General features: G+C 63.3%; 21 protein-coding genes. 8 read left to right on the forward strand and 13 right to left on the reverse strand.

Annotation, left to right across the window (positions count from 1 at the left end):
* Positions 1–6 precede the first annotated feature (6 nt).
* The 5 genes from J3D60_RS08945 (at position 7) to J3D60_RS08965 (ending at position 5070) form a co-directional block, all read left to right on the forward strand.
* The gene (locus J3D60_RS08945) at positions 7–807 is read left to right on the forward strand and encodes an SDR family oxidoreductase (protein WP_027607266.1); all 801 of its coding nucleotides are present in this window, start codon (positions 7–9) and stop codon (positions 805–807) included.
* A 45-nt stretch (positions 808–852) separates the two neighbouring features.
* Positions 853–1806 carry a sugar-binding transcriptional regulator gene (locus tag J3D60_RS08950; protein ID WP_027607267.1) on the forward strand — a complete coding sequence of 318 codons (954 nt, stop codon included), beginning with the start codon at positions 853–855 and terminating at the stop codon, positions 1804–1806.
* 22 nt (positions 1807–1828) lie between these two features.
* Complete coding sequence (gene tal, locus J3D60_RS08955; protein ID WP_253491005.1) at positions 1829–2752, forward strand: transaldolase; 924 nt, start codon at positions 1829–1831, stop codon at positions 2750–2752.
* Positions 2749–3744 carry a GlxA family transcriptional regulator gene (locus tag J3D60_RS08960; RefSeq protein WP_065924575.1) on the forward strand — a complete coding sequence of 332 codons (996 nt, stop codon included), beginning with the start codon at positions 2749–2751 and terminating at the stop codon, positions 3742–3744. The genes tal and J3D60_RS08960 overlap by 4 nt, the downstream gene beginning before the upstream one ends.
* Before the next feature lie 126 nt (positions 3745–3870).
* Positions 3871–5070, forward strand: a complete 1200-nt coding sequence (locus J3D60_RS08965) for an NAD(P)/FAD-dependent oxidoreductase (RefSeq protein WP_253491007.1) — start codon at positions 3871–3873, stop codon at positions 5068–5070.
* Positions 5071–5078: 8 nt separating this feature from the next.
* Here the strand turns inward: J3D60_RS08965 and aqpZ are convergent, their stop codons facing one another.
* The 3 genes from aqpZ to J3D60_RS08980 all read right to left on the reverse strand — a co-directional run bounded on the left by aqpZ (position 5079) and on the right by J3D60_RS08980 (position 8174).
* On the reverse strand, positions 5079–5786 hold the full coding sequence (gene aqpZ / locus J3D60_RS08970) for an aquaporin Z (RefSeq protein WP_253491009.1): 708 nt from the start codon (positions 5784–5786) through the stop codon (positions 5079–5081).
* Positions 5787–5902: 116 nt separating this feature from the next.
* Positions 5903–7087 (reverse strand): sugar transporter, encoded by a 1185-nt coding sequence (locus J3D60_RS08975; RefSeq protein WP_253491011.1) that lies wholly within the window; start codon positions 7085–7087, stop codon positions 5903–5905.
* A gap of 88 nt (positions 7088–7175) precedes the next feature.
* Positions 7176–8174 carry a bile acid:sodium symporter family protein gene (locus J3D60_RS08980; protein WP_027607273.1) on the reverse strand — a complete coding sequence of 333 codons (999 nt, stop codon included), beginning with the start codon at positions 8172–8174 and terminating at the stop codon, positions 7176–7178.
* 85 nt (positions 8175–8259) lie between these two features.
* Between J3D60_RS08980 and J3D60_RS08985 the strand changes: the two genes are divergently transcribed.
* Positions 8260–9048: a helix-turn-helix transcriptional regulator gene (locus J3D60_RS08985; protein WP_253491013.1), complete on the forward strand. Its 789-nt coding sequence runs from the start codon at positions 8260–8262 to the stop codon at positions 9046–9048.
* A gap of 102 nt (positions 9049–9150) precedes the next feature.
* Here J3D60_RS08985 and J3D60_RS08990 read toward each other — a convergent pair whose 3' ends face one another.
* The 7 genes from J3D60_RS08990 to J3D60_RS09020 all read right to left on the reverse strand — a co-directional run bounded on the left by J3D60_RS08990 (position 9151) and on the right by J3D60_RS09020 (position 15650).
* The gene (locus tag J3D60_RS08990) at positions 9151–10386 is read right to left on the reverse strand and encodes a Zn-dependent hydrolase (protein ID WP_027607275.1); all 1236 of its coding nucleotides are present in this window, start codon (positions 10384–10386) and stop codon (positions 9151–9153) included.
* On the reverse strand, positions 10379–10861 hold the full coding sequence (locus J3D60_RS08995) for an L-2-amino-thiazoline-4-carboxylic acid hydrolase (protein WP_027607276.1): 483 nt from the start codon (positions 10859–10861) through the stop codon (positions 10379–10381). The genes J3D60_RS08990 and J3D60_RS08995 overlap by 8 nt, the downstream gene beginning before the upstream one ends.
* A 60-nt stretch (positions 10862–10921) precedes the next feature.
* Positions 10922–12061, reverse strand: a complete 1140-nt coding sequence (locus tag J3D60_RS09000) for a branched-chain amino acid ABC transporter substrate-binding protein (protein ID WP_253491016.1) — start codon at positions 12059–12061, stop codon at positions 10922–10924.
* Between the two features lie 80 nt (positions 12062–12141).
* On the reverse strand, positions 12142–12858 hold the full coding sequence (locus J3D60_RS09005) for an ABC transporter ATP-binding protein (protein ID WP_065941816.1): 717 nt from the start codon (positions 12856–12858) through the stop codon (positions 12142–12144).
* The gene (locus J3D60_RS09010) at positions 12851–13624 is read right to left on the reverse strand and encodes an ABC transporter ATP-binding protein (protein ID WP_065941815.1); all 774 of its coding nucleotides are present in this window, start codon (positions 13622–13624) and stop codon (positions 12851–12853) included. The genes J3D60_RS09005 and J3D60_RS09010 overlap by 8 nt, the downstream gene beginning before the upstream one ends.
* Complete coding sequence (locus J3D60_RS09015; RefSeq protein WP_065941814.1) at positions 13621–14706, reverse strand: ABC transporter ATP-binding protein; 1086 nt, start codon at positions 14704–14706, stop codon at positions 13621–13623. The genes J3D60_RS09010 and J3D60_RS09015 overlap by 4 nt, the downstream gene beginning before the upstream one ends.
* Positions 14703–15650, reverse strand: a complete 948-nt coding sequence (locus tag J3D60_RS09020; RefSeq protein ID WP_253491018.1) for a branched-chain amino acid ABC transporter permease — start codon at positions 15648–15650, stop codon at positions 14703–14705. The genes J3D60_RS09015 and J3D60_RS09020 overlap by 4 nt, the downstream gene beginning before the upstream one ends.
* A gap of 172 nt (positions 15651–15822) precedes the next feature.
* Here J3D60_RS09020 and J3D60_RS09025 point away from each other — a divergent pair, with 172 nt between their 5' ends.
* The gene (locus tag J3D60_RS09025; RefSeq protein WP_065941812.1) at positions 15823–16719 is read left to right on the forward strand and encodes a LysR substrate-binding domain-containing protein; all 897 of its coding nucleotides are present in this window, start codon (positions 15823–15825) and stop codon (positions 16717–16719) included.
* Between the two features lie 39 nt (positions 16720–16758).
* Here J3D60_RS09025 and J3D60_RS09030 read toward each other — a convergent pair whose 3' ends face one another.
* On the reverse strand, positions 16759–17772 hold the full coding sequence (locus J3D60_RS09030; protein WP_253491020.1) for an ABC transporter substrate-binding protein: 1014 nt from the start codon (positions 17770–17772) through the stop codon (positions 16759–16761).
* Positions 17773–17936: 164 nt separating this feature from the next.
* On the opposite strand from J3D60_RS09030, the gene J3D60_RS09035 reads away from it, so the two are divergent.
* Positions 17937–18368 (forward strand): hypothetical protein, encoded by a 432-nt coding sequence (locus tag J3D60_RS09035; RefSeq protein ID WP_065941810.1) that lies wholly within the window; start codon positions 17937–17939, stop codon positions 18366–18368.
* 9 nt (positions 18369–18377) lie between these two features.
* On the opposite strand, the gene J3D60_RS09040 is transcribed toward J3D60_RS09035, so the two are convergent.
* Together J3D60_RS09040 and J3D60_RS09045 are read right to left on the reverse strand one after the other, a co-directional pair.
* On the reverse strand, positions 18378–19322 hold the full coding sequence (locus J3D60_RS09040) for a class I SAM-dependent methyltransferase (RefSeq protein WP_065941809.1): 945 nt from the start codon (positions 19320–19322) through the stop codon (positions 18378–18380).
* 11 nt (positions 19323–19333) lie between these two features.
* Positions 19334–20707 carry an iron-containing redox enzyme family protein gene (locus J3D60_RS09045; RefSeq protein WP_253491022.1) on the reverse strand — a complete coding sequence of 458 codons (1374 nt, stop codon included), beginning with the start codon at positions 20705–20707 and terminating at the stop codon, positions 19334–19336.
* Positions 20708–20780 lie beyond the last annotated feature (73 nt).

A 20780-nucleotide genomic window follows, 5' to 3' on the forward strand; every position in this document is an offset into this window, starting at 1 on the left:
TTTGTCATGTCGCAACGTTTCAGCGGTAAAACCATCGTGATCACCGGCGCCTGCCGTGGCATCGGTGCCGGCATTGCCGAGCGCTTCGCCCAGGAAGGTGCCAACCTGGTGCTGGCCTCCAACGACCTGGAGCGCGTGACATTCACCGCCGACCAACTGGCCCGGGAATATAAGGTCGACACCCTGGCCCTGGGCATCGACGTGACCCGCGAAGAAGACATCGAAACCCTCTACCGCGAGGGTCACGCACGCTTCGGCAGCATCGACGTGTCAGTGCAGAACGCCGGCATCATCACCATCGACCACTACGACAAGATGCCCCGCGCCGACTTCGACAAGGTGCTGCAGGTCAACACCACCGGCGTGTGGCTGGGTTGCCGGGAAGCGGCCAAGTACATGGTCAAGCAAGGCAGCGGGCGCCTGATCAACACCTCGTCCGGCCAGGGCCGCCAGGGGTTTATCTACACGCCGCACTACGCCGCCAGCAAAATGGGCGTGATCGGCATTACCCAGAGCCTGGCGCTGGAACTGGCGCGGCATAACATCACCGTCAACGCGTTCTGCCCCGGCATCATCGAAAGCGAGATGTGGGACTACAACGACCGCGTGTGGGGCGAGATCCTCAGCACCGACGAAAAACGCTACGGCAAGGGTGAACTGATGGCCGAATGGGTCAGGAACATCCCCCTGCGCCGGGCCGGCAAGCCCTCGGATGTCGCCGGCCTGGTGGCGTTCCTGGCCTCGGATGACGCGGCCTACCTGACCGGCCAGGCGATCAATATCGACGGCGGCCTGATCATGTCGTAAGGGTTTGGTATCCTCACCCGCATTGATGTCATCACTGAGGCCTTCATGAGCCAGATCGAAGAACAGCGCCTGATCACCAAGATCGCGAGCCTCTATTACGAAGACGGGCTCAAGCAGTCCGAGATTTCCGCACAGCTGGACCTGTCCCAATCCTTTATCAGCCGCGCCCTGCGCCGGGCGCTGCAGGAAGGCGTGGTGAAGATCAGCGTGATGCGCCTGCAAGGCCTGCACCTGGAGCTGGAAAACCAATTGCAACGCCGCTACGACGTGCGCCAGGTGATCGTGGTGGAAGCCACCGAGCCCGGCAACGATGAAAGCATCAAGCAAGCCATCGGCTCGGCGGCTGCCCACTACCTGGAGACCAGCCTGTCGCCCCAGGACCATATCGGCATTTCGTCGTGGAGCAGCACCATTCGCGCCATGGTCGGCCACTTGCATGCCCAGCCGGGCAAACAAGGCGCCCAGGAAGTGGTACAACTGTTGGGCGGTGTCGGCAACAAGGGCGCGTTTGAAGCCACCCTGCTCACTCAGCGCCTGGCCACCCTGCTCAACTGCCCGGCGTTCCTGCTACCGTCGCAAAGCATCGAGCAATCGGTGGAGAGCAAGCAGCGCATCGTGCAGATGGAAGAGGTCAAGGAAGTGCTGCAACGCTTTGACAGCATCACCCTGGCGATCGTCGGCATCGGCGACCTGGAACCCTCGCAGTTGCTGCGCAACAGTGGCAACTACTACACCGAGGACATGCTGCGCCTGCTGGCCGAGCGCGGTGCCGTCGGCGATATCTGCCTGCGTTACTTCGATGCCCAAGGCAAGCCGGTGCTGGAGGAAGATGAAGAATTCGTGGTCTCGGTGGCGCTGCCCAAGTTGCGCAGTATCCACCGCGTGCTCGGCCTGGCCGGCGGGCTGAACAAGGTCCAGGCCATTCGTGGCGCGCTCAAGGGCGGCTACCTGGACATCCTGATCACCGACCTGGACACCGCACAGGCCCTCAACCAATAACCTTTTTTGGAGATTGCCGCTCATGACGTCCAAGCTCGAACAACTCAAGCAATTCACCACCGTGGTCTGCGACACCGGCGACCTGGAAGCCATCAGCCGCCTGCGTCCGGTGGACGCCACCACCAACCCATCGCTGCTGCTCAAGGCCGCCGCGATCCCGGAATACGCCGAGCTGCTGCGCAATGCCGTCAACCTGGCCAAGGGCGACGTCGGCCTGGCCTGCGACCACTTCGCGGTGTCAGTGGGTGCCGGCATTTTGAAGGTCATTCCCGGACGTATTTCCACCGAAGTCGACGCGCGCCTGTCCTTCGATGAAGACGCGCTGTGGGTCAAGGCCAACCAGTTGATCGCCCTGTACGACAAGGCCGGTATCAGCCGCGACCGCGTGCTGATCAAGCTCGCCTCCACCTGGGAAGGCATCCGCACGGCCGAACGCCTGGAAAAAGCCGGCATCCAGACCAACCTCACCCTGCTGTTCTCGTTCGCCCAGGCCCAGGCCTGCGCCGATGCCGGGGTGTTCCTGATCTCACCGTTCGTGGGCCGCATCTACGACTGGTACCGCAAGAACACCGGCCTGGACTACACCGGCGCTGATGACCCGGGCGTGCAATCGGTGACGCGCATCTACAACTACTACAAGGCCAACCAGATCAACACCGTGGTGATGGGCGCAAGCTTCCGCACCCTCAGCCAGATCGAACAGCTGGCCGGGTGCGATCGTCTGACCATCAGCCCGGAGCTGCTGCAGAAGCTCGACGAAGACCAGGGCACGCTGGCGCGCAAATTGGTGCCGGTGACCGAAGGCGAAGCGCGCCAGCCAATGAACGAAGCGCAGTTCCGCTGGGCGTCGAACGAAGATGCGATGGCCACTGAGAAACTCGCGGAAGGGATTCGACAGTTTGCACGGGACCAGGAAAAACTCGAGGCGGTGTTGTCGGCGCTATGAACCCCGTCCAGCCGCTCGGCCAGTCGCGCACCTTGGTGTTCCTGGCCTACCCGCAAATGGGCCTGCTCGACCTGACCGGTGCCCAGACCGTGTTCTGGGCTGCCACCAAGGCCATGGTCGAGCGTGGCCTGCCAGGCTATGTGGTGCACACCGCCAGCCTGGCGGGCGGCTTGATGCCAACGGCCGAAGGATTGAGCGTCGACACCCTGCCATTGGCGCAATTTGACCCCGCCGCCCTGGACACCTTGATCGTACCCGGCGCCCCCGCCATTCAACAGGCGCTGGCCGCCAACACCGACCTGGTGGACTGGCTGCGTCACGCCTCCACTCGGGCCCGGCGCACGGCCTCGGTGTGCAGCGGCACCTTCCTGCTGGCCCAGGCCGGCTTGCTCCAGGGACGACGTGCTGCCACGCACTGGGCGATGTGCGACATGCTCAAGCGCGGGTTCCCCAGCATCGATGTGGACATGGACGCGATCTTTGTCCAGCAAGGCAATGTGTGGACGTCGGCAGGCGTGAGTGCCGGCATCGACCTTGCGCTGGCGTTGGTAGAGGCCGATTGCGGGCGTCACGTCGCCCTGCAAGTGGCGCGGGAACTGGTGGTGTTTCTCAAAAGGCCCGGCGGCCAGGCCCAGTTCAGCCAACTGCTGCAAGCCCAGACCGACGACACTGCCGGTTTCGACGCCTTGCACCTGTGGATCGCCGACAACCTCAGCGACCGCGAGCTTACGGTGGAGCGCCTGGCGGAACAAAGCCGCATGAGCCCGCGCAACTTCGCCCGGGTCTACAAGCAAAAAACCGGGCGCACCCCGGCCAAGGCCATCGAGTTGTTTCGCGTAGAGGCGGCACGGCGCCTGCTGGAAGACTCCCAGCGCAACATCGACCAGGTGGCGCACCTGTGTGGCTTTGGCGATGAAGAACGCATGCGCTACACCTTCCATCGCCACCTTGCGATTTCCCCTCGCGACTACCGCGCACGCTTTTCCCGCTGACGGCAGGCCGCTTGGCAGTTATTCAGGGTTTTCTGTCCTACCCGCCAAACCGCGGCGCTCTTAGAGTAGGCCGGTAACGCATTGCGCCTTGAGCAATCGTATCGACCTGGTCCCTGGAGCATCCCCATGAAGCAGCACATCCTTATCATCGGCGCCGGGTTCGGCGGTGTCTGGAGCGCCTTGAGCGCCGCGCGCCTGCTGGATAAACATGATCGCCATGACGTGCAGATCAGCGTCCTGGCCCCACAGCCGGCGCTACGCATTCGTCCACGTTTCTACGAGGCCGACGTGCATGCCATGCAGGCACCGCTGGGCCCCTTGCTTGCGGCAGTCGGCGTGGACTTCATCGAGGGCGCCGCCGACCGCATCGATGAACACGGCAAGCAGGTGACCTACCGCAACGCGGCAGGCATCCCCACCACCCTCAAGTACGACCGCCTGGTGCTGGCCGCCGGCAGTCGTCTCAATCGCCCGCAGATGGAAGGTCTCCAGCACGTGTTCGATGTGGACCAGATCGAAGACGCCACGCGCCTCGAAGCCCATATCAAGGGTTTGAAAAACCTGCCCGACAGCCCGGCACGCAACACCGTGGTGGTGGCCGGCGGCGGGTTTACCGGGATCGAGACCGCCACCGAAATGCCGGCACGCCTGCGCGCAGCACTGGGTGACGACGCCACTATCCGTGTGATCGTGGTGGACCGCGGTCCGCAGATCGGGGCATCCATGGGCGATGGCATTCGCCCGTCCATCGTCGAAGCCAGCCAACACCTGGGCCTCGAATGGCGATTGAACACCTCCGTGGCCGCGGTGGATGCCGGCGGCGTGACCCTGGCCGATGGGCAGCGCATCGAGTCCAGCACCGTGATCTGGACCATCGGCTTTCGCGCCAACCCGCTGACCGAACAGTTCAGCGGTACCCATGACCCCCAGGGCCGCCTGCATGTGGACGGCAACCTCAAGGTGAAGGGCCAGGCCGATGTGTTTGCCGCCGGTGATGTGGCCTACGCCGCCACCGACGACCTCGGTCACTTCGCCGGCATGTCCTGCCAGCACGCCATCGCCCTGGGCCGGTACGCCGGCAATAACGTCGCCGCCGACCTGATCGGCGTGGCCCCGATGACCTACAGCCAGCCCAAATACGTCACCTGCCTCGACCTCGGGGCCTGGGGCGCGGTGTACACCGAGGGCTGGGATCGTCAACTCAAGCTGGTGGGCCAGGAAGCCAAGGAGCTCAAGCAGCAGATCAACACGGTGTGGATCTACCCGCCAGCCGCCGAACGGGCCACCGCCCTGGCGGCGGCTGACCCGCTGATTCCGGTGGCCTGATCCCGACGTCAGCCCTGTGGCGCATTCACCGTCAGGCCACGCGCCGCCCAGGCCCCCAGCACCCCGCCCACTATCGGCGCCAGCCAGAACAACCACAACTGCGCAATGTACTCACCGCCGGCAAACAACGCCGGCCCGGTACTGCGCGCAGGGTTGACCGAGGTGTTGGTCACCGGGATCAGGATCAGGTGAATCAGGGTCAGTGCCAGGCCGATGGCAATCGGCGCAAAGCCGGCGGCCGCGCCTGGTGCGGTGACGCGCATGATGATCAGCACAAAGAAGAACGTGGCGATGACTTCAGCCAGCAACGCCGCCTTCATATCGAACAGGCCCGGACTCAGTTCGCCGTAGCCGTTGGCGGCAAAGCCCCCCATGTCGAAACCGGGCTGGCCGTTGGCAATCACGTACAGCGCCGCAGCCGCAGCCAGCGCACCAATGACCTGCGCCGCGATGTAGGGCAACACATCCCCACCGCACATACGGCGCCCTACCCACAGGCCGATGGTGACGGCCGGATTGAAATGCCCTCCGGAGATCCCCCCCACGGCATAGGCCATGGTCAGTACGGTGAGCCCGAATGCCAGGGAAACCCCTGCGAAACCAATGCCCAAACCAGGAAATGCGGCCGCCAGAATGGCACTGCCACATCCCCCGAAGGTCAGCCAGAAGGTACCCAGAAACTCTGCGGTCAAACGTTTTTGCACAGTCGACTCCATTGCTGTTCAAGCGCCGTCACCACAGGCTGTGGGCGGTCCTGGGCGACGGTAGCAATGGGCATTGAGGGGCCCTGTAAGACTTGTCTGGTTCTATTTAATCTGCGGCGCTTCGCACGTCAGTCCTGCACCACTCCGGTCCCAAACTTGCGAATCGCCAGGCAATACCCGATCAACGCCAGCGCCGCCAGCAACCCGCCCGCCACGCCGACCCAGGCGAAGCCGAAGTGGCTGCCGACCCAACTGCCCATCAGGGCGCCACCGCCAATGCCGATGTTGTAGATACCGGAGAACATCGCCATGGCCACGTCGGTGGCGTCCGGGGCCAGCACCAGCACCTTGGACTGCATGGCCAGGCCGAAGCCCATGATCGCCATGCCCCAGAACACACTGAGGATCACCAGGTACGACTCGGCGCCGCTCAAGGGCAGCATCAGCGCCAGGCACGCGGCCAGGATAAACACCGCACCGACCACGAACAGGTGGGGGTTGAGGCGGTGCACCAGGCTGAACAGCAGCGAGCCGATGATGCCCGCGCCGCCGAACACCAGCAGGATCAGGGTCACCGCGCTGCCGCTCATGCCGGCCACGCCTTCGACGAAGGGTTCGATATAGCTGTAGGCGGTGAATTGCGCGGTCACGGTCATCGCCGTGAGCACATACAACGCCACCAGCGCCGGACGCTTGAACAGCAGTGGCAGGCTGCGCAGGGAGCCGGAGTTCTGGCTCGGCAGCAAGGGCAAGGTGCGCGCCAGCCAGAACACCAGGGCGGCGGCGAACGCGCCGATCACCAGGAACGTGGTGCGCCAGCCCATGGCTTCGCCAAGCAGACGCCCCAGGGGGATGCCCAGCACCATCGCCAGGGACGTGCCGGTGGCGAGCAGGCCGAGGGCTTGCACCTGCTTGCCTTCCGGCGCCAGGCGTACCGCCAGGGAGGCGGTGATCGACCAGAACAGCGCATGGGACAAGGCAATGCCGACGCGGCTGACCATCAACAGGCCGAAACTGGTGGCCACGCTGGAAAGGATATGGCTGGCGATAAACAGGCAGAACAGCACGATCAGCAGCTTGCGTCGCTCGACGTTACGCGTCAGCAGCATCACCGGCAGCGAGGTCAGGGACACGATCCAGGCATAGATGGTGAGCATCAGGCCGACGCTGGAAACCGGCATGTCGAAGCTGGCGCCAATGGCGCTGAGCAGGCCGACGGGGACGAATTCGGTGGTGTTGAACACAAAGGCGGCCAACGCGAGGGCGATGACCGGTTGCCAGTTGGCTTGGGGGGTTGCGGCTGAAATGCTCATTTACAGGTCGTCGTACTCGGTTTCCGCGCGGGTCAAGGCGGCCCAATGCCGGCCCTTGAGCAGCGCGGAAAAATAGTAACACGGACCTTCAAGGATCCACCTGTGCCATCAGTTCCGGAATGGACTCCGGCCGCTTGGCATAACGCTGCGCCAACGCCGCACAGACCATCAACTGGATCTGGTGAAACAGCATCAACGGCAAAATCAGCACGCCCATGCTCGCCCCGGCGAACAGCACCTGGGCCATCGGCACACCCGTGGCCAGGCTTTTCTTCGAGCCGCAGAACAGGATGGTGATGCGATCTTCCTGATTAAAGCCAAAAGCCTTGCCCAACAGGGTGGACGCCACCAGCACCAAGGCCAGCAACACGCAGCAGGCCACCACCAGGCCGCCCAGTTCCCACAGCGGGATCTGGTGCCAGATGCCTTCGTTGACCGCTTCGCTGAACGCGCCGTACACCACCAGCAGGATCGAACCCTGGTCGACGAACTTCAGCCAGGCTTTATTGCGCCCCACCCATGCGCCGATCCAGCGGCGGGCGATCTGCCCGGCGATAAACGGCAGCAGCAGTTGCACGCTGATTTTCAGGATCGCATCGACGGTGGAGCTGCCCTCGCCGTGCACATTGAGCAACAGCGTCACCAGCAACGGCGTGAGGAAGATGCCGAACAGGCTGGAGGCCGCCGCGCTGCAGATCGCCGCCGGGATATTGCCCCGCGCCAGCGAAGTAAAGGCAATCGCCGACTGCACCGTGGCCGGCAAGGCGCAGAGATAAAGCATGCCCATGTACAGGTCTTTGCCGATCAGCGGCGACAACACCGGTTTGAGCGCCAGGCCCAGCAGCGGGAACAGTACAAAAGTCAGGCTGAACACCAGCAGGTGCAGGCGCCAATGGCCCGCGCCGGCGACGATGGCCTGGCGCGACAGCTTGGCGCCGTGCAGGAAAAACAGCAGCGCGATGGCCAGGTTGGTGACCCAGCCGAAGGCCACGGCGGTCTGGCCGCTGGCGGGCAGCAGGGAGGCGAGGATCACCGTGGCGATCAAGGTCAGGGTGAAGTTGTCGGGCAGAAAACGGGGGCGAGTCATAAGCGAATCTTCCGGGGGTTGCCAAGAGCGTCATGGCGACTCTAACGTAACGCCTTGTTACCGACTAACGCCAATGAGCCAGTAAATGCCGCCTAAAGGACATGCCAACACCGTACGCCGCAGTGTGCCTGGGCTTTCCAGCCTGCCACGGCCGGTGTATGGGCGCACCGAATCGCTGCCCAACCGCGCCCTGACCCGCCGGCACAGCCACCCGTGGGTGCAATTGTCCTACGCCATTTCCGGGGTGCTGGAGATCCAGACCAGCGCCGGCCGCTTCGTCGCGCCGCCCCAGCGGGCGGTGTGGATCCCCGCGGGCATGCCGCATCGGGTGTACAGCTCGCCCCACACCGAGATGCGCAGCCTGTACCTCGATTGCAGCGTCACCACTTGGGCCGCCGAACGCTGCCAGGTTCTGGAGGTGAGCAGCCTGCTGCGCGAGTTGATCCGCAGCTTCAGCGAGTTGCCGGTGGAATATGCCGAGGACGGGCCGGATGGGCGCCTGGTCCAGGTAGTGCTCGACCAACTCGCCGCAGCGCCCAAGGTCGACTTGATGCTGCCATTGCCCCATGACCCAAGGTTGCGACAGATCTACCGCAGCTTGAGCCTGCGCCCGGAACAGCAAACTACCCTGGGACACTGGAGCGAGAAACTGGGGGTCAGCGAAAAGACGCTGAGCCGCCTGTTTTTGAAGGACACCGGCCTGACATTTCGGGCCTGGCGCCAGCGTTTAAGGTTATTGAGCGCCCTGCCCGCCCTGGAGCAAGGCGAGCGGGTGACGGATGTGGCGTTGAACTGTGGGTATGAGTCGACGTCGGCGTTCATCAGCGCGTTTCGACAGCAGTTCGATGCCACGCCCGGTGAGTTCTTCCGCTGACCTCACCGACGATGAAGAATCACTGTGGGGAGGCCCCCCTACCTCTTCGACGTAGCGCGTCTAGAGGGAGTTTGCCCCCCCACATCAGACCTGTATGTACCGTTAGATCCCGGCCTTGGCCAGGATGGCCTGGAGCAACACATCCGCACCCGCCGTCGACCACTCGGGGGAGATCTCCTCCGCTTCGTTATGGCTCAGCCCGTCCACGCACGGTACGAAGATCATCGCGGTCGGCGCCACCTGGTTCAGGTAGCAGGCGTCGTGCCCGGCGCCGGAAATCATCGGCCGATGGCTGTAGCCCAACGCCTCGGCGGACGCGCGTACCACCTCTACACAATCGCTGTCGAAGGCAATCGGTGCGTACTGGAAGATCTGCTTCACGCTGTGCTGCAAGCCGATGCCTTCGGCGATGTGCGCCACGGCGTCGCGCAATTGCTGGTCCTGGCGTGCCAGCACGGCCTCGTCCGGGTGCCGGAATTCCACGCTGAAAAACACCCGTCCCGGCACCACGTTGCGCGAGTTGGGAAAGATATTCGCCATGCCCACCGTGGCCCGTCCTTCCGCGCCCTGCTCCAGGCCCAGCCCATTCACGGCCTCGACCACACGGGCAAAACCGAGCAGCGCATCCAGGCGATGGTCCATCGGGGTGGTGCCGGCATGGGCGCTGCGCCCGCTCAATTCGACTTCGTACCAACGCTGGCCCTGGGCACCGGTGACCACGCCAATGGTGATGCCCTGGGCTTCGAGGATCGGGCCTTGTTCGATATGCAGTTCAAAGGCGGCATGCACCGCCTGGCCACCCACCGGGTGGGGGCCGGCATAGCCGATCTGCTGCAAGGCCTGGCCGATGGTCACGCCGGCCTTGTCCACACGGGACAACCCGTATTCCAGGTCGAACACGCCAGCGTAGACGCCGGAGGAAATCATCGCCGGGGCAAAGCGCGAGCCCTCTTCGTTGGTCCAGTTGACCACTTCGATGGGCCGGTCGGTTTCAATCCCCAGGTCGTTCAGGGTGCGCAGCACTTCCACTCCGGCGAGTACGCCATAGATGCCGTCGTACTTGCCGCCGAAGGGTTGGGAATCGCCGTGGGAGCCGGTCATCACCGGCGCCAGGTGGTCATGGCGCCCGGCGCGACGCGCAAATATATTGCCCATGGCGTCCACCCGTACCGTGCAACCGGCCGCAGTGCACCAGTGCACGAACAGATCGCGGCCACGCCGGTCCTCGTCGGTCAATGCCAGGCGCGACACACCGCCCTTTTCGGTGGCACCGATCTGCGCCATCTCCATCAACGAAGCCCACAGTCGTTCGCCGTTGACCCGTGCCAGGTTACTCATGGGGTTTGGCCCGATAACGGAAGTCGCAGTGGTGCGCGCCGCCCATGATGGTCTGGGTGCGGGTCAGTTCGATGTTCGGGTTGTAGCCGACGATAAACAGCTCGTCGCGGTTGCACGACAGCAAGTGGCCGATCTCGCCCAGGCCCATCTCGTGGTACATCTCGGCGTAGCGGCAGCGCTTGACGTCGTAGTCATAGTGCTCGGCATCGCTGGCGATGATCTCGACCTTGAGCGCGTCATCCTTCTCCCACAGCACTTGCAACTCCACAAAGCTCTTGAGGTCGGCGCCCTGCTCTTCCAGTGCGGCAAAATGCTTGCCGGCCTGGATCGCCGCATTGCCCACGGCTTCGCCGATCACGGCGGCGGCAAAGTCCTTGCCCTGCTCGCGCTTGAGGATCTCGTAGATGGGCTTGATGATTTCCGCCTCGATCCGGCGCCGGGCAAGGATGCCCAGTTCACCTTCCAGTTTGCTCATCGCATCTCTCCATTGACCCTTGCAGGAGCGAGCCAGCTCGCACCTGCAGAGGGGGTGGGTTTATTGGCCGCCCGCCACACTCACCGGCTGCCATTGATTGGCCTTGACCTGGTAAACGGTGAACGACGGTTGCTTCAAGTTGCCCTCGGCATCGAACGCAATCGTGCCAGTCACGCCCGGATAGCTGATGGCGCGCAGCACCGGCAGGTACTTCTGTGGGTCGGTGGATCCGGCTTTCTCGATGGCCGCCACCAACACACCAACGCCGTCATAGGCAAACGGTGCATGCAGTTCGATCGCGGTTTTGTAGCGTTCTTTATAGGCCTGTTCGAACGCCTTGCCACCCGGCATCTGCGCAATCGCCAGGCCCGGCTCCAAGGCAATCACGCCCTCGCCTTCGTTCTGCGCCAGCTGCAGGAAAGTCTGGCTGACAAACCCACCGGCGCCCATCAGCGGTGCCTTGATCCCCAACTGCTTGATACGCCGGGCCAGCGGTGCAGCCTGGGCGTCGACGCCGCCGAAGAAGATCAGGTCAGGGTTCTGGCTACGAATATTGGTCAACACGGCACTGAAGTCGATGGTCTTGTCGTCCACGTATTCGCGGGCAACCACCTTGGCACCACCGGCCTCGATGGATTTGACGAACTGGTCCGCCAGCCCCTGGCCGAATGCGGTGCGGTCGTCGATCACGGCAATACGCTGGGCTTTCAAGGTGTTCAACGCATAGCGGCCGGCCACCTGGCCGCCATCGTCGTCGTGGCCCATGATGCGAAAGCTGGTGTCGAAGCCCTGCTGGGTGTAGGCATGCCCGGTAGCGACCGGCGCAACCTGGGCGATGCCGGCATCGTGGTAGACCCGCGCCGCCGGGATGCTGGTGCCGGTGTTCCAGTGGCCGACCACGCCGACCACGCCCTCATCCGCCAGGCGTTGGGCAACGGTCACGGCGGTGCGCGGGTCGGACTGGTCGTCTTCGGACACCAGCTTGAAGGTCACCACCTCACCATTGATTGTCGGGTGCTTGGCGTTAGCCTGGTCGATGGCCAGTTGCGCACCGTTTTCCAGGTCTTTACCAATCCGGGCCGAGGGCCCGGTCAAGGGACCGGCCAGGCCGATCAGCACGGTCTGGTCGGCCTGGGCCATGGCGCTCGCCAGGCTGCTCAGGGCCAGGCCAATCAGTGCGGTTTTGTTGAAAGTCTTCATCAGTCGTTCCTGTTTCTTTTCGGGCGGGTCGGAACACGCCGGGCGTCCGGTAGCGTCATGGGTGTTTTTTCATCGAGCCGTTATTCACCGAGGTAGGCGCTGCGCACCTCGGGGTGTTCAAGCAAATCTGCGGAGGGCCCGCTGAGGCTGATGCGGCCGGTGTCCATCACATAGGCGCGGTCGGTCACTTGCAGGGCCAGCCGTGCGTTCTGTTCCACCAACAGCAGGGTCATGCCCTGGCGACACACGTCGTCGATCACCTGGAAGATTTTTTCCACCATGATCGGCGCCAGGCCCATGGACGGCTCATCGAGGATCAGCAAACGCGGGCGTGACAGCAGCGCACGGGCCAGGGCGAGCATCTGTTGCTCACCGCCCGAGAGCAGGCCGGCGGACTGCTGCAGGCGCTCTTCCAGGCGCGGAAAGTGTTCGAACAGCTGGCGCATTTCGCGCTGCACCTGCTCGTTGTCACGGCGCAAAAACGCACCGGACTGAAGGTTCTCCAGCACGCTCATGCGCGCAAAAATTCCGCGCCCTTCCGGGACCATGGCGATGCCCTGGCGCAGCAACTGGTCCGGCGCCTGGCCGAGGATCGAGCGCCCGGCAAAGCGGATTGCACCCTGACTGGCCGGCAGCAGACCCATCAGCGCCTTGAGGCTGGAGGTCTTGCCCGCACCGTTGGCACCGATCAGCGTGACGCGCTCACCCTCGGCAATGTGCAAATCCAGGGATTTGACCGCCTCGATGGCGCCGTAGCGCACCTGCAAACCGTCGACGTTCAACAAGGCTTCAGACATGGGCACTGGCTCCCAGGTAGGCCTGGACCACTGCCGGGTGCTGGCGCATTTCGACGGGCGGCCCTACGGCGATGACTTGGCCGTAATCGAGCACGCTGATGCGGTCGCATACGCCCATCACCAGCTTCACGTCGTGCTCGATCAACAGCAGGGTATGGCCGTCGTCGCGGATCTTTTCCAGCAGGCCGCGCAACTGCACTTTTTCACTAGCATTCATACCCGCCGCCGGCTCATCCAGGGCCAGCAGGCGCGGTTCGGTGGCCAATGCGCGGGCGATTTCCAAGCGACGCTGATGGCCGTAGCTCAAGCTGTCGGCGCGATAATGGGCGAACCCCGCCAGCCCTACATACGCCAGCAGGCGATGGGCGTGGGCACGGGTTTGGGCTTCCTCGTCGCGAGCACGGCGATGCCTGCTCAAGGCAGCCCACAGGCCATTGCGGGTGCGCACATGGCGCCCGACCATGACGTTTTCCAGGGCGCTCATGGCATTGAACAAGCGGATATTCTGAAACGTGCGGGCAATGCCGGCTTCGGCCACCTGATGCACGCTGGTCGGCCGGTACTCCCGGCCATCGAGCTGGAAGCGCCCGGAATCCGGGGTATAGAGGCCGGTCATGACATTGAAGAAGGTGGTCTTGCCCGCGCCGTTGGGGCCGATCAGCCCGTAGATTTCGCCGGCCTGGATACTCAGGCTCACATCGGTCAACGCCGCCACGCCCCCGAAGTGTTTGTTGACCCGGTCAATCTGCAACAGAGGTGCGTTCATCGTGCCACTCCTTTGGGCCACAGCCCGGCGGGTCGATAGAGCATCGCCAGGATCAACGCGAGGCCGTAGAACAGTTGGCGGATGATTTCCGGGTCCACCAGCACTTGGCCGAACAACGCCTGCTGCAACGGGCCCATGCTCGCGCGCAACGCTTCAGGCAACGCCGCCAGCAGTACGCAACCGAGGATCACCCCCGGGATATGGCCCATGCCGCCGAGCACCACCATCGCCAGCACTGCAATGGACTCGTTGAGGGTGAACGATTCCGGCGAGACAAAGCCCTGGAACGAGGCGAACAGCGCGCCGCTCACCCCGCCGAACGCGGCGCCTATTGCAAACGCCAGCAACTTGAGGCGCACGGTGTTCACGCCCATGGCCTCGGCCGCTTCTTCGTCCTCGCGGATCGCCACCCAGGCACGGCCGATGCGCGAGCGCTCCAGGCGAATGCAGGCAAACAGAATCAGCACCACCAGCGCGGCGAACAGGTAGTAATAGAGGTACACCGACGGCAGGCGCAGGCCGAACAGTTCCTGGGTACGGCCCAGGTTCACGCCGAGCAGGTTCACCGGATCGACCTGGGCGATGCCTTTGGGGCCATTGGTGATATTCACCGGGCGGTCGAGGTTGCGCAGCAGGATACGGATGATCTCGCCAAAGCCCAGGGTGACGATGGCCAGGTAGTCGCCGCGCAGGCGCAAGGTCGGCGCACCCAACACCACGCCGCACCCCGCCGCGAGCAAGGCGCCCAGGGGCAGGATCAACCAGATCGAGGTGTGCATGCCCGCCGGCAGCAACGCCGCCAAGGCTGGAAACTGTTGCAGCAAATGGGGCGACGACAGCAACGCGGCCAGGTAGGCGCCCACCGCGTAGAACGCGATGAAACCCATGTCCAGCAGCCCTGCATAACCGACCACAATGTTCAGGCCAAGGGCGAGCATGATGTACAGCAGGGCAAAATCCAGGGTCCGCACCCAGGTGTTGCCACCGGCGTGGCCGACGATCCACGGTGCCAGCACCAGGGCCACGGCAAACAGCAGCAGGCCAAGGCTGGCGCGTTGATTGGCAGTGAGTGGGTTGATCATGCGCGGATCGCCAGACGTTCGCCCAACAGCCCCGAAGGACGGAACACCAGCACCGCGATCAGCACGATAAAGGCAAACACATCCTGATAATTGCTGCCGAACACCCCGTTGGTGGCGGCGCCCAGGTAGCCGGTGCCCAGGGCTTCGATCAGCCCCAGCAACAGGCCGCCGAGCATGGCGCCCTTGAGGTTGCCGATACCGCCCAGCACCGCGGCGGTGAAGGCTTTGATCCCCGGCAGAAAGCCCATGTAGAAATGCGCGCTGCCGTAGTTGCTGGCCATCATTACCCCGGCCAATGCCGCCAGGGCGCCGCCGATGGCGAAGGTGAGCACGATGACCCGATTCGGGTTGATGCCCATCAGGCTCGCGACCTGGGGGTTTTCCGCCACGGCACGCATGGCCCGGCCAAAGCGCGTGCGCTCGACCAGCACCAGCAGCGCGACCATCACTGATAGCGCAATGGCGATGGTGGTGAGGGCCGTGGCGTTGGTGACAGCCGGGTGCGCGGAGACCCCGGGCAGTACTTCGATGGGTTCCAGCGGCAGCAGTTGCGGGAACATTTGCGGGTTACGGGTCCAGACCAGCATCGCAATGGTTTGCAAAAGCAGCGACACCCCGATGCCGCTGATCAACGGCGCCAGGCGCGGCGCGTGACGCAGCCGGCGATAAGCGACGCGCTCGATCACCACCGCCAGCACCGCACAAAATGCCATGGCGACCAAGGTGGCCGTCAGCAACACCAGCAGCGGTTGCAACGCCGGCCAGGTCGCCTGCAACAGGCGAATCATCGACAAGCCCACGAGCGCACCGATCATCAGCACATCGCCGTGGGCGAAGTTGATGATGCGCAGGATGCCGTAGACCATGGTGTACCCCAGGGCCACCAGCGCGTAGAGACTGCCCGTCATCAAGCCGTTGAGCAGTTGTTGGATAAAACCATCCATGAAGACCGTCGACCTCAGTGCGTACAAGGGCGGCACACTAAGCATCTATTCTGTTTTTATCAAATATCAGAAAGTTATAGGGTTATGCCGAAGCAATAACAGGCTATTTATGCCGTAAATACGGCATTTATGGCTCTTTATTTGGACTAAAACTTGGTATTTAATTCAATACATGAATAAATCAGAACAGTTAGCCAATGACCCTCCCCTGCGTGCCGTGCGGACGTTCGAAGCGTTTGCGCGCCATGGCGGGGTGAATGCCGCCGCGCGCGAGCTGGACGTTTCCGCCTCTGCCATCAGCCATCAACTGCACCTGCTGGAAGACTTCCTGCAGCAGCCACTGACCCTGCGCCAGGGCCGCAACCTGGTGCTCACCGATGAAGGGCGCGAGTATTACCGTGCCATCCGCTCGGCCTTTGCCGTGCTGCGCAGCGCCACCGAACATGTGCGCGAGAAAAGCGCCACCCGCCAGGTGACCATCAGCCTGATCCCGCTGTTTGGCATCAACCTGTTTATCCCGCGCCTGGAGAACTTCCTCAAAGACCACCCGGCGCTGGACATCAACGTGACCTACGCCAACCACCGCAGCTACCCCAGCGATGCCGCCGACCTGTCGATTCGCTTCGGCACCGGGCACTGGCCGGGCTATCACAGCGAACCGCTGATCTCCGGCGCGGTGACCCCCTATTGCAGCCGCAGCTTTCTCGCCCAACACGGCCCCATCTACACGCCCCAGGCCTTGAGCGAACTGCCGTTGCTGCATGATGAAGAACGCGGCACCTGGGGCCAATGGTTCGAGGCCGCCGAGGTCGATACCACGGCGCTGAATGGCTTGCTGCTGGAAGACGGCCAACTGGCACTCACCGCCACCCTCACCGGCCTGGGCTGCGCGTTGCTGCGCGCGCCGCTGGTAGCGCCCCATGTGGCCAGTGGCGAGCTGGTGAAGCTGTTTGATCTGGAGGTCAATGATGGCCGCCAGTACTACCTGTGCCGGCGAGCCAACAGTGAGTTGTCGAGCGAGGGGAATGACTTGTATGACTGGATCAAGCGCAGCTTGAATGCGGTATAGGCATTGTGGAGATCCAAATGTGGAGGGGCGGTTTACAGGTCAGCTGCCGTTACCGCCATGGGCCTCTTCAAAGAAGTACTCCTTCCAGCTCGCCGCCTTGTTTTTCAGTACGCCCAATTCCTGCAGTTTCTCGGCGTAGATGAAGGTACGCTGCGGCACGATGGTGAAGTCGATTTCCGGGTCCTGGACGATTTTTTCCACCAGGTCCAACGGCAGCTTTGACTGTTCTACACGGATATACGCCTTGGCCGCTGCGGGCTTGTCGGCCTTGATGATCTGCTCGGCTTCGGCCAGCGCGGCGTAGAACGCCTGGTAGGTCTTGGGGTTTTCGTCGTGGAATTTCTGCGTGGTGTAGAGCACGTTGAACGTCGCCGGACCGCCGAGGATGTCGTAGGAACTGAGCACCTTGTGCACGTTGGGGCTCAACAGTTCCTGGTACTGGAACGGCGGACTGGAGAAGTGCGCGTTGATCTCCGAACCACCGGCAATCAACGCGGCGGTGGCGTCGGGGTGGGCCAGGCTGATGGAGATGTCATCGAACTTCTTGTAGTGGGCATCGCCGAACTGCTTGGCGGTTTCGATCTGCAAGGTGCGCGACTGGAAACCTACCCCGGCGGCAGGCACGGCGATGCGGTCCTTCTCGCTGAAGTCCTTGAGGGTCTTCACGTTGGGGTTGTTGCTCAGCAGGTAGTTGGGCATCGAGCCCAAGGAGGCGATGGCCTTGACGTTCTGTTTGCCCTTGGTACGGTCCCACAGGGTGAGCATCGGCGGTACACCGGCGGACACCACATCCAGGGCGCCGGCCAGCAGCGATTCGTTCATGGCGGTGGCGCCGGAAATGCTGTTCCATTCCACCTGGATGTCCAGGCCCTGGGCCTTGCCGTGTTTTTCGATCAGGTGCTGGTCGCGCACCACATCGAGGATCAGGTAGCCGATGCCGAATTGCTGGGCGATGCTGATCTTGCCTTCGGCCTGGGCACCGGGGCTGAGCAACGCGCTGGCGGCGGCGAGGGACGCGGCCAGGAGGATCAGGGAGGAACGCTTGAACGTCATGGGGAATCTGCCGCGTTTTCGAGAAGGTGATGGAGCGTAGCCGCGGTTTTTTAGACAGCAAAAGAATATCTGGGTCTATTGTTATGCAAATAACCCTAAAACGGCGCGCGGCTGGTATTGTGCCGCGCTTTGAAAAACTGCCGCACACTGCGAGGAACTGCACGTTGAACACTGACGAAAAAATGACCGGGGACCTGTTCGAGGTGGATAAGCGCCTGTCACTCAAACCCGTGGTGGACTTCAACAGCTACCTGCGCAGCGCTTTCGGCGACGGTCCGTGCACCTGCATTCGTTGCACCGCCAGCGGCGGTGACGAAACCGGTTACGCGTTCCAGCACACCTTCAGCTTCGACGGCAAACCGACCCAGCGCCGCTTTGCCTCCACGGCGGGCAGTGACGTGTTGATGGCACTGAAAAAAGCCTGGTTGTCTTTCACCAAGGCTGAGTTGCCTTCGAGTGGCGCGCTGGCGTTGGATACAGTGAAGGAATTTGTCGAACCGCAGTTGCACAAGCGCCTGGTGCCGCTGTTCCTCGCCAGTGGGTTGGTCAAGGAGGTGGACGGCGAGTTGCACCTGCAGCCACAAGCTGCGGCCTGAACATAATCGTCAGCGCAAACGGGTGACGGTGAGCGCCACCACGGCGATCCGCTCCACACGCTCATAGCCGGGCTTTTCCAGCTCTTCGCCGAACACATCGGGGTCGAGTTCGCGGTAGGTCCACCCAAAGGCATCGCTGCCCAGCAACGGCTTGACGGCGGCCAGGAACGGATCCTCCCCGGCGACAATCGCCACGCCGGTGTAGAGCACCAGGCTGCCTCCCAGGGCCAGGCGCCCAACGGCCTCGCCGGCGATGCGCACCGACAGTTGCTCGCCCAGTGCCCCGCCGCCATGCCGGTAGGCCCGCTGGCGGTCGTCATTCATGTAGGGCGGGTTGGCGACGATCAGGTCGAATGTTCCTTCGACGCTGCCCAGCACATCGCCGTGGTACGCCGTGACATTCGCCAACCCGGCCAGCTCGGCATTCACCGCCGTGAGGCGCAGGGCGCGCGGGTTGATGTCCACCGCCAGTACCTCGGCGTCAGGCCGCGCCCGGGCGACCACCAATGCACCTACGCCGGCGCCGCAGCCGATGTCCACGGCGCGCTTGATCGGCTCGAAGCGCTGTTGCATATGGGCTTCGATCAGTTGGGCAAACCGATAGCTGTCAGGCCCGAAAAACACCGCGTCCGCTTGCGTGGTGGGGTACGCCGAATGGGCAAACAGCAGGTCGTCCAGGCTCGACCAACGCACCGCACTGCGCCACAGCGCCTCGTGTTTTTCGACCACATCGGCCTGCTGCAGCTCCTCACGAAACGCCTCGGGCAACAGCTCGTGGTCAAACGGCAGCGACCAGCCGAAGACATCCCGCAGGTCCTTCGCCAGCGGCGCTCCCTGGCGCTGGAAAAACCGTTCATGGGTCAAGGGCGTTGGCGTGATGAAGCGGTAGCCATTTTCCTTCAACCCCCGGCCCAGGTTCAGCAGGGCGCGGTCGGCGAGTTGTTGTGCAGACATGGGTGATTTCCTCAGCGCAGGCGCGCCCGCAATTGGATGAAGCGGCGAGTGGCATACAACCCGGCAGGTGTGCAGTGACGTCGTGCCGACAGCCACGGGATCAGCGCATTGAGCTGCTGTTCATCGGGCAGGTTCCACAGCGAATCCACCAGCGCCTGGGTGTCCGGGTCGGACGGGCGATCCTGCGCGCGCGCGGAACGGCTGCCACGTCCAGGCCGTACCAGGGCCACACGTTGAGCGCTGATCCAGTCACCCGCGATCCAGTCGTGCAGCAGCTGTTTCTCATAGCCGCTGAACACGCCGAACATCGCCGCGCCCGCACCTTCGATCAATTGCCAGAAGCGACTCTCGGCCGGATCCTGGTTGCGCTTGATCCATCCCTTGTCTTCCAGGGCCTGGAGAAAGGCGCCGATCTGCCCCGGCCGCGCCAGCCATTGGTTGACGGTCTTGCCTTCGAAGCGGCAGTAATCCGAATGCATGTGCTGGCCGAACGTGCGCTTGCGTTCAAGCATGGCGACCACTTCGTCATTCAGGTTGAAGTCGTGGATAACGGCGCTGGTCCCCCGGCCGAGGTCATTCAGGCGATACCCCTCGGCCACGCGGCGATAGAAGTCCTCCCTGCCCTCGCCCAATGGCAACAGGTTCAACACCGACTGCGCCGCCTTGCAGGCGTGGCCGCTGCTGGCATTATCGATAGTGACGTGGAGCGTGAAGTAATACGGGTCGATGCCCAGTTCGCTCAACTCATACGCGGTGATCAGCAGGTGCAACGGCAACTGCTCATAGCCGAGGTTGAAACCGATGATCTCCGGCAGGAAGTCGTCGGCGCACAGGCCCAGCGCCAGTTGCAGGGCGCCTTGCAAGTAATGATCGTCGTCCAGGCCGGCGTCGCTGTCGGCATCATGCTCGCTGAGTAATTTGCGGTAGATCACCACATGGTTCTGCGCCGCTTCGCCGTCACCCAACTCTTCCAGGTAAGTGGTGAGCAGGCCGTCGAAGCGCGGGTCCTGCCAGTAGCGCAGCAACCCGTTGAGCCAGGCACCGTCGACCTGTTTGGTCGGCGCCACACGCTGCAGGAAATACAACGCATGGGCCTTGTTCTGAAAATAACGACGTGGCCGGCCTTGCTGGCGTTGCTCCAGGTAATCGGCATAGGCCTGGGCCACGTCGGCGCAGCGCTGTTCGATCCAGGCCGGCAGTCGTTCGGGCATCTGCGGCAACTCACTGGGCGCGTCGCGCACCTGCGCCAAGTGCGTGCGTAGAAACTCCCGCGCAACCTCTTCAGCGCCAGGGGTTTCGCCATACAGGTGTTGGTACAACCACTGGTACTGACCCGGTTGGGTGATGGAGGCCGGCCGGCCCGACAGCGCTGTGAGAAGCGTCATGATGGCAGTTTCCGCAAAGTCCGATCCAACCAGGCCTCCCGACAAGGAGGCCCCGCAAGCGCGCTCAACAGCA

It is taken from the genome of Pseudomonas sp. S3E17, assembly GCF_024168685.1.
Taxonomy (GTDB): Bacteria; Pseudomonadota; Gammaproteobacteria; order Pseudomonadales; family Pseudomonadaceae; genus Aquipseudomonas; species Aquipseudomonas marginalis.

Bases quoted from the DNA above. Each gene is read 5' to 3' on its own strand.
- J3D60_RS08945 (WP_027607266.1), top strand. From the start codon at position 7: ATGTCGCAACGTTTCAGCGGTAAAACCATCGTGATCACCGGCGCCTGC.
- J3D60_RS08950 (WP_027607267.1), top strand. From the start codon at position 853: ATGAGCCAGATCGAAGAACAGCGCCTGATCACCAAGATCGCGAGCCTC.
- tal (WP_253491005.1), top strand. From the start codon at position 1,829: ATGACGTCCAAGCTCGAACAACTCAAGCAATTCACCACCGTGGTCTGC.
- J3D60_RS08960 (WP_065924575.1), top strand. From the start codon at position 2,749: ATGAACCCCGTCCAGCCGCTCGGCCAGTCGCGCACCTTGGTGTTCCTG.
- J3D60_RS08965 (WP_253491007.1), top strand. From the start codon at position 3,871: ATGAAGCAGCACATCCTTATCATCGGCGCCGGGTTCGGCGGTGTCTGG.
- aqpZ (WP_253491009.1), bottom strand. From the start codon at position 5,786: ATGGAGTCGACTGTGCAAAAACGTTTGACCGCAGAGTTTCTGGGTACC.
- J3D60_RS08975 (WP_253491011.1), bottom strand. From the start codon at position 7,087: ATGAGCATTTCAGCCGCAACCCCCCAAGCCAACTGGCAACCGGTCATC.
- J3D60_RS08980 (WP_027607273.1), bottom strand. From the start codon at position 8,174: ATGACTCGCCCCCGTTTTCTGCCCGACAACTTCACCCTGACCTTGATC.
- J3D60_RS08985 (WP_253491013.1), top strand. From the start codon at position 8,260: ATGCCGCCTAAAGGACATGCCAACACCGTACGCCGCAGTGTGCCTGGG.
- J3D60_RS08990 (WP_027607275.1), bottom strand. From the start codon at position 10,386: ATGAGTAACCTGGCACGGGTCAACGGCGAACGACTGTGGGCTTCGTTG.
- J3D60_RS08995 (WP_027607276.1), bottom strand. From the start codon at position 10,861: ATGAGCAAACTGGAAGGTGAACTGGGCATCCTTGCCCGGCGCCGGATC.
- J3D60_RS09000 (WP_253491016.1), bottom strand. From the start codon at position 12,061: ATGAAGACTTTCAACAAAACCGCACTGATTGGCCTGGCCCTGAGCAGC.
- J3D60_RS09005 (WP_065941816.1), bottom strand. From the start codon at position 12,858: ATGTCTGAAGCCTTGTTGAACGTCGACGGTTTGCAGGTGCGCTACGGC.
- J3D60_RS09010 (WP_065941815.1), bottom strand. From the start codon at position 13,624: ATGAACGCACCTCTGTTGCAGATTGACCGGGTCAACAAACACTTCGGG.
- J3D60_RS09015 (WP_065941814.1), bottom strand. From the start codon at position 14,706: ATGATCAACCCACTCACTGCCAATCAACGCGCCAGCCTTGGCCTGCTG.
- J3D60_RS09020 (WP_253491018.1), bottom strand. From the start codon at position 15,650: ATGGATGGTTTTATCCAACAACTGCTCAACGGCTTGATGACGGGCAGT.
- J3D60_RS09025 (WP_065941812.1), top strand. From the start codon at position 15,823: ATGAATAAATCAGAACAGTTAGCCAATGACCCTCCCCTGCGTGCCGTG.
- J3D60_RS09030 (WP_253491020.1), bottom strand. From the start codon at position 17,772: ATGACGTTCAAGCGTTCCTCCCTGATCCTCCTGGCCGCGTCCCTCGCC.
- J3D60_RS09040 (WP_065941809.1), bottom strand. From the start codon at position 19,322: ATGTCTGCACAACAACTCGCCGACCGCGCCCTGCTGAACCTGGGCCGG.
- J3D60_RS09045 (WP_253491022.1), bottom strand. From the start codon at position 20,707: ATGACGCTTCTCACAGCGCTGTCGGGCCGGCCGGCCTCCATCACCCAA.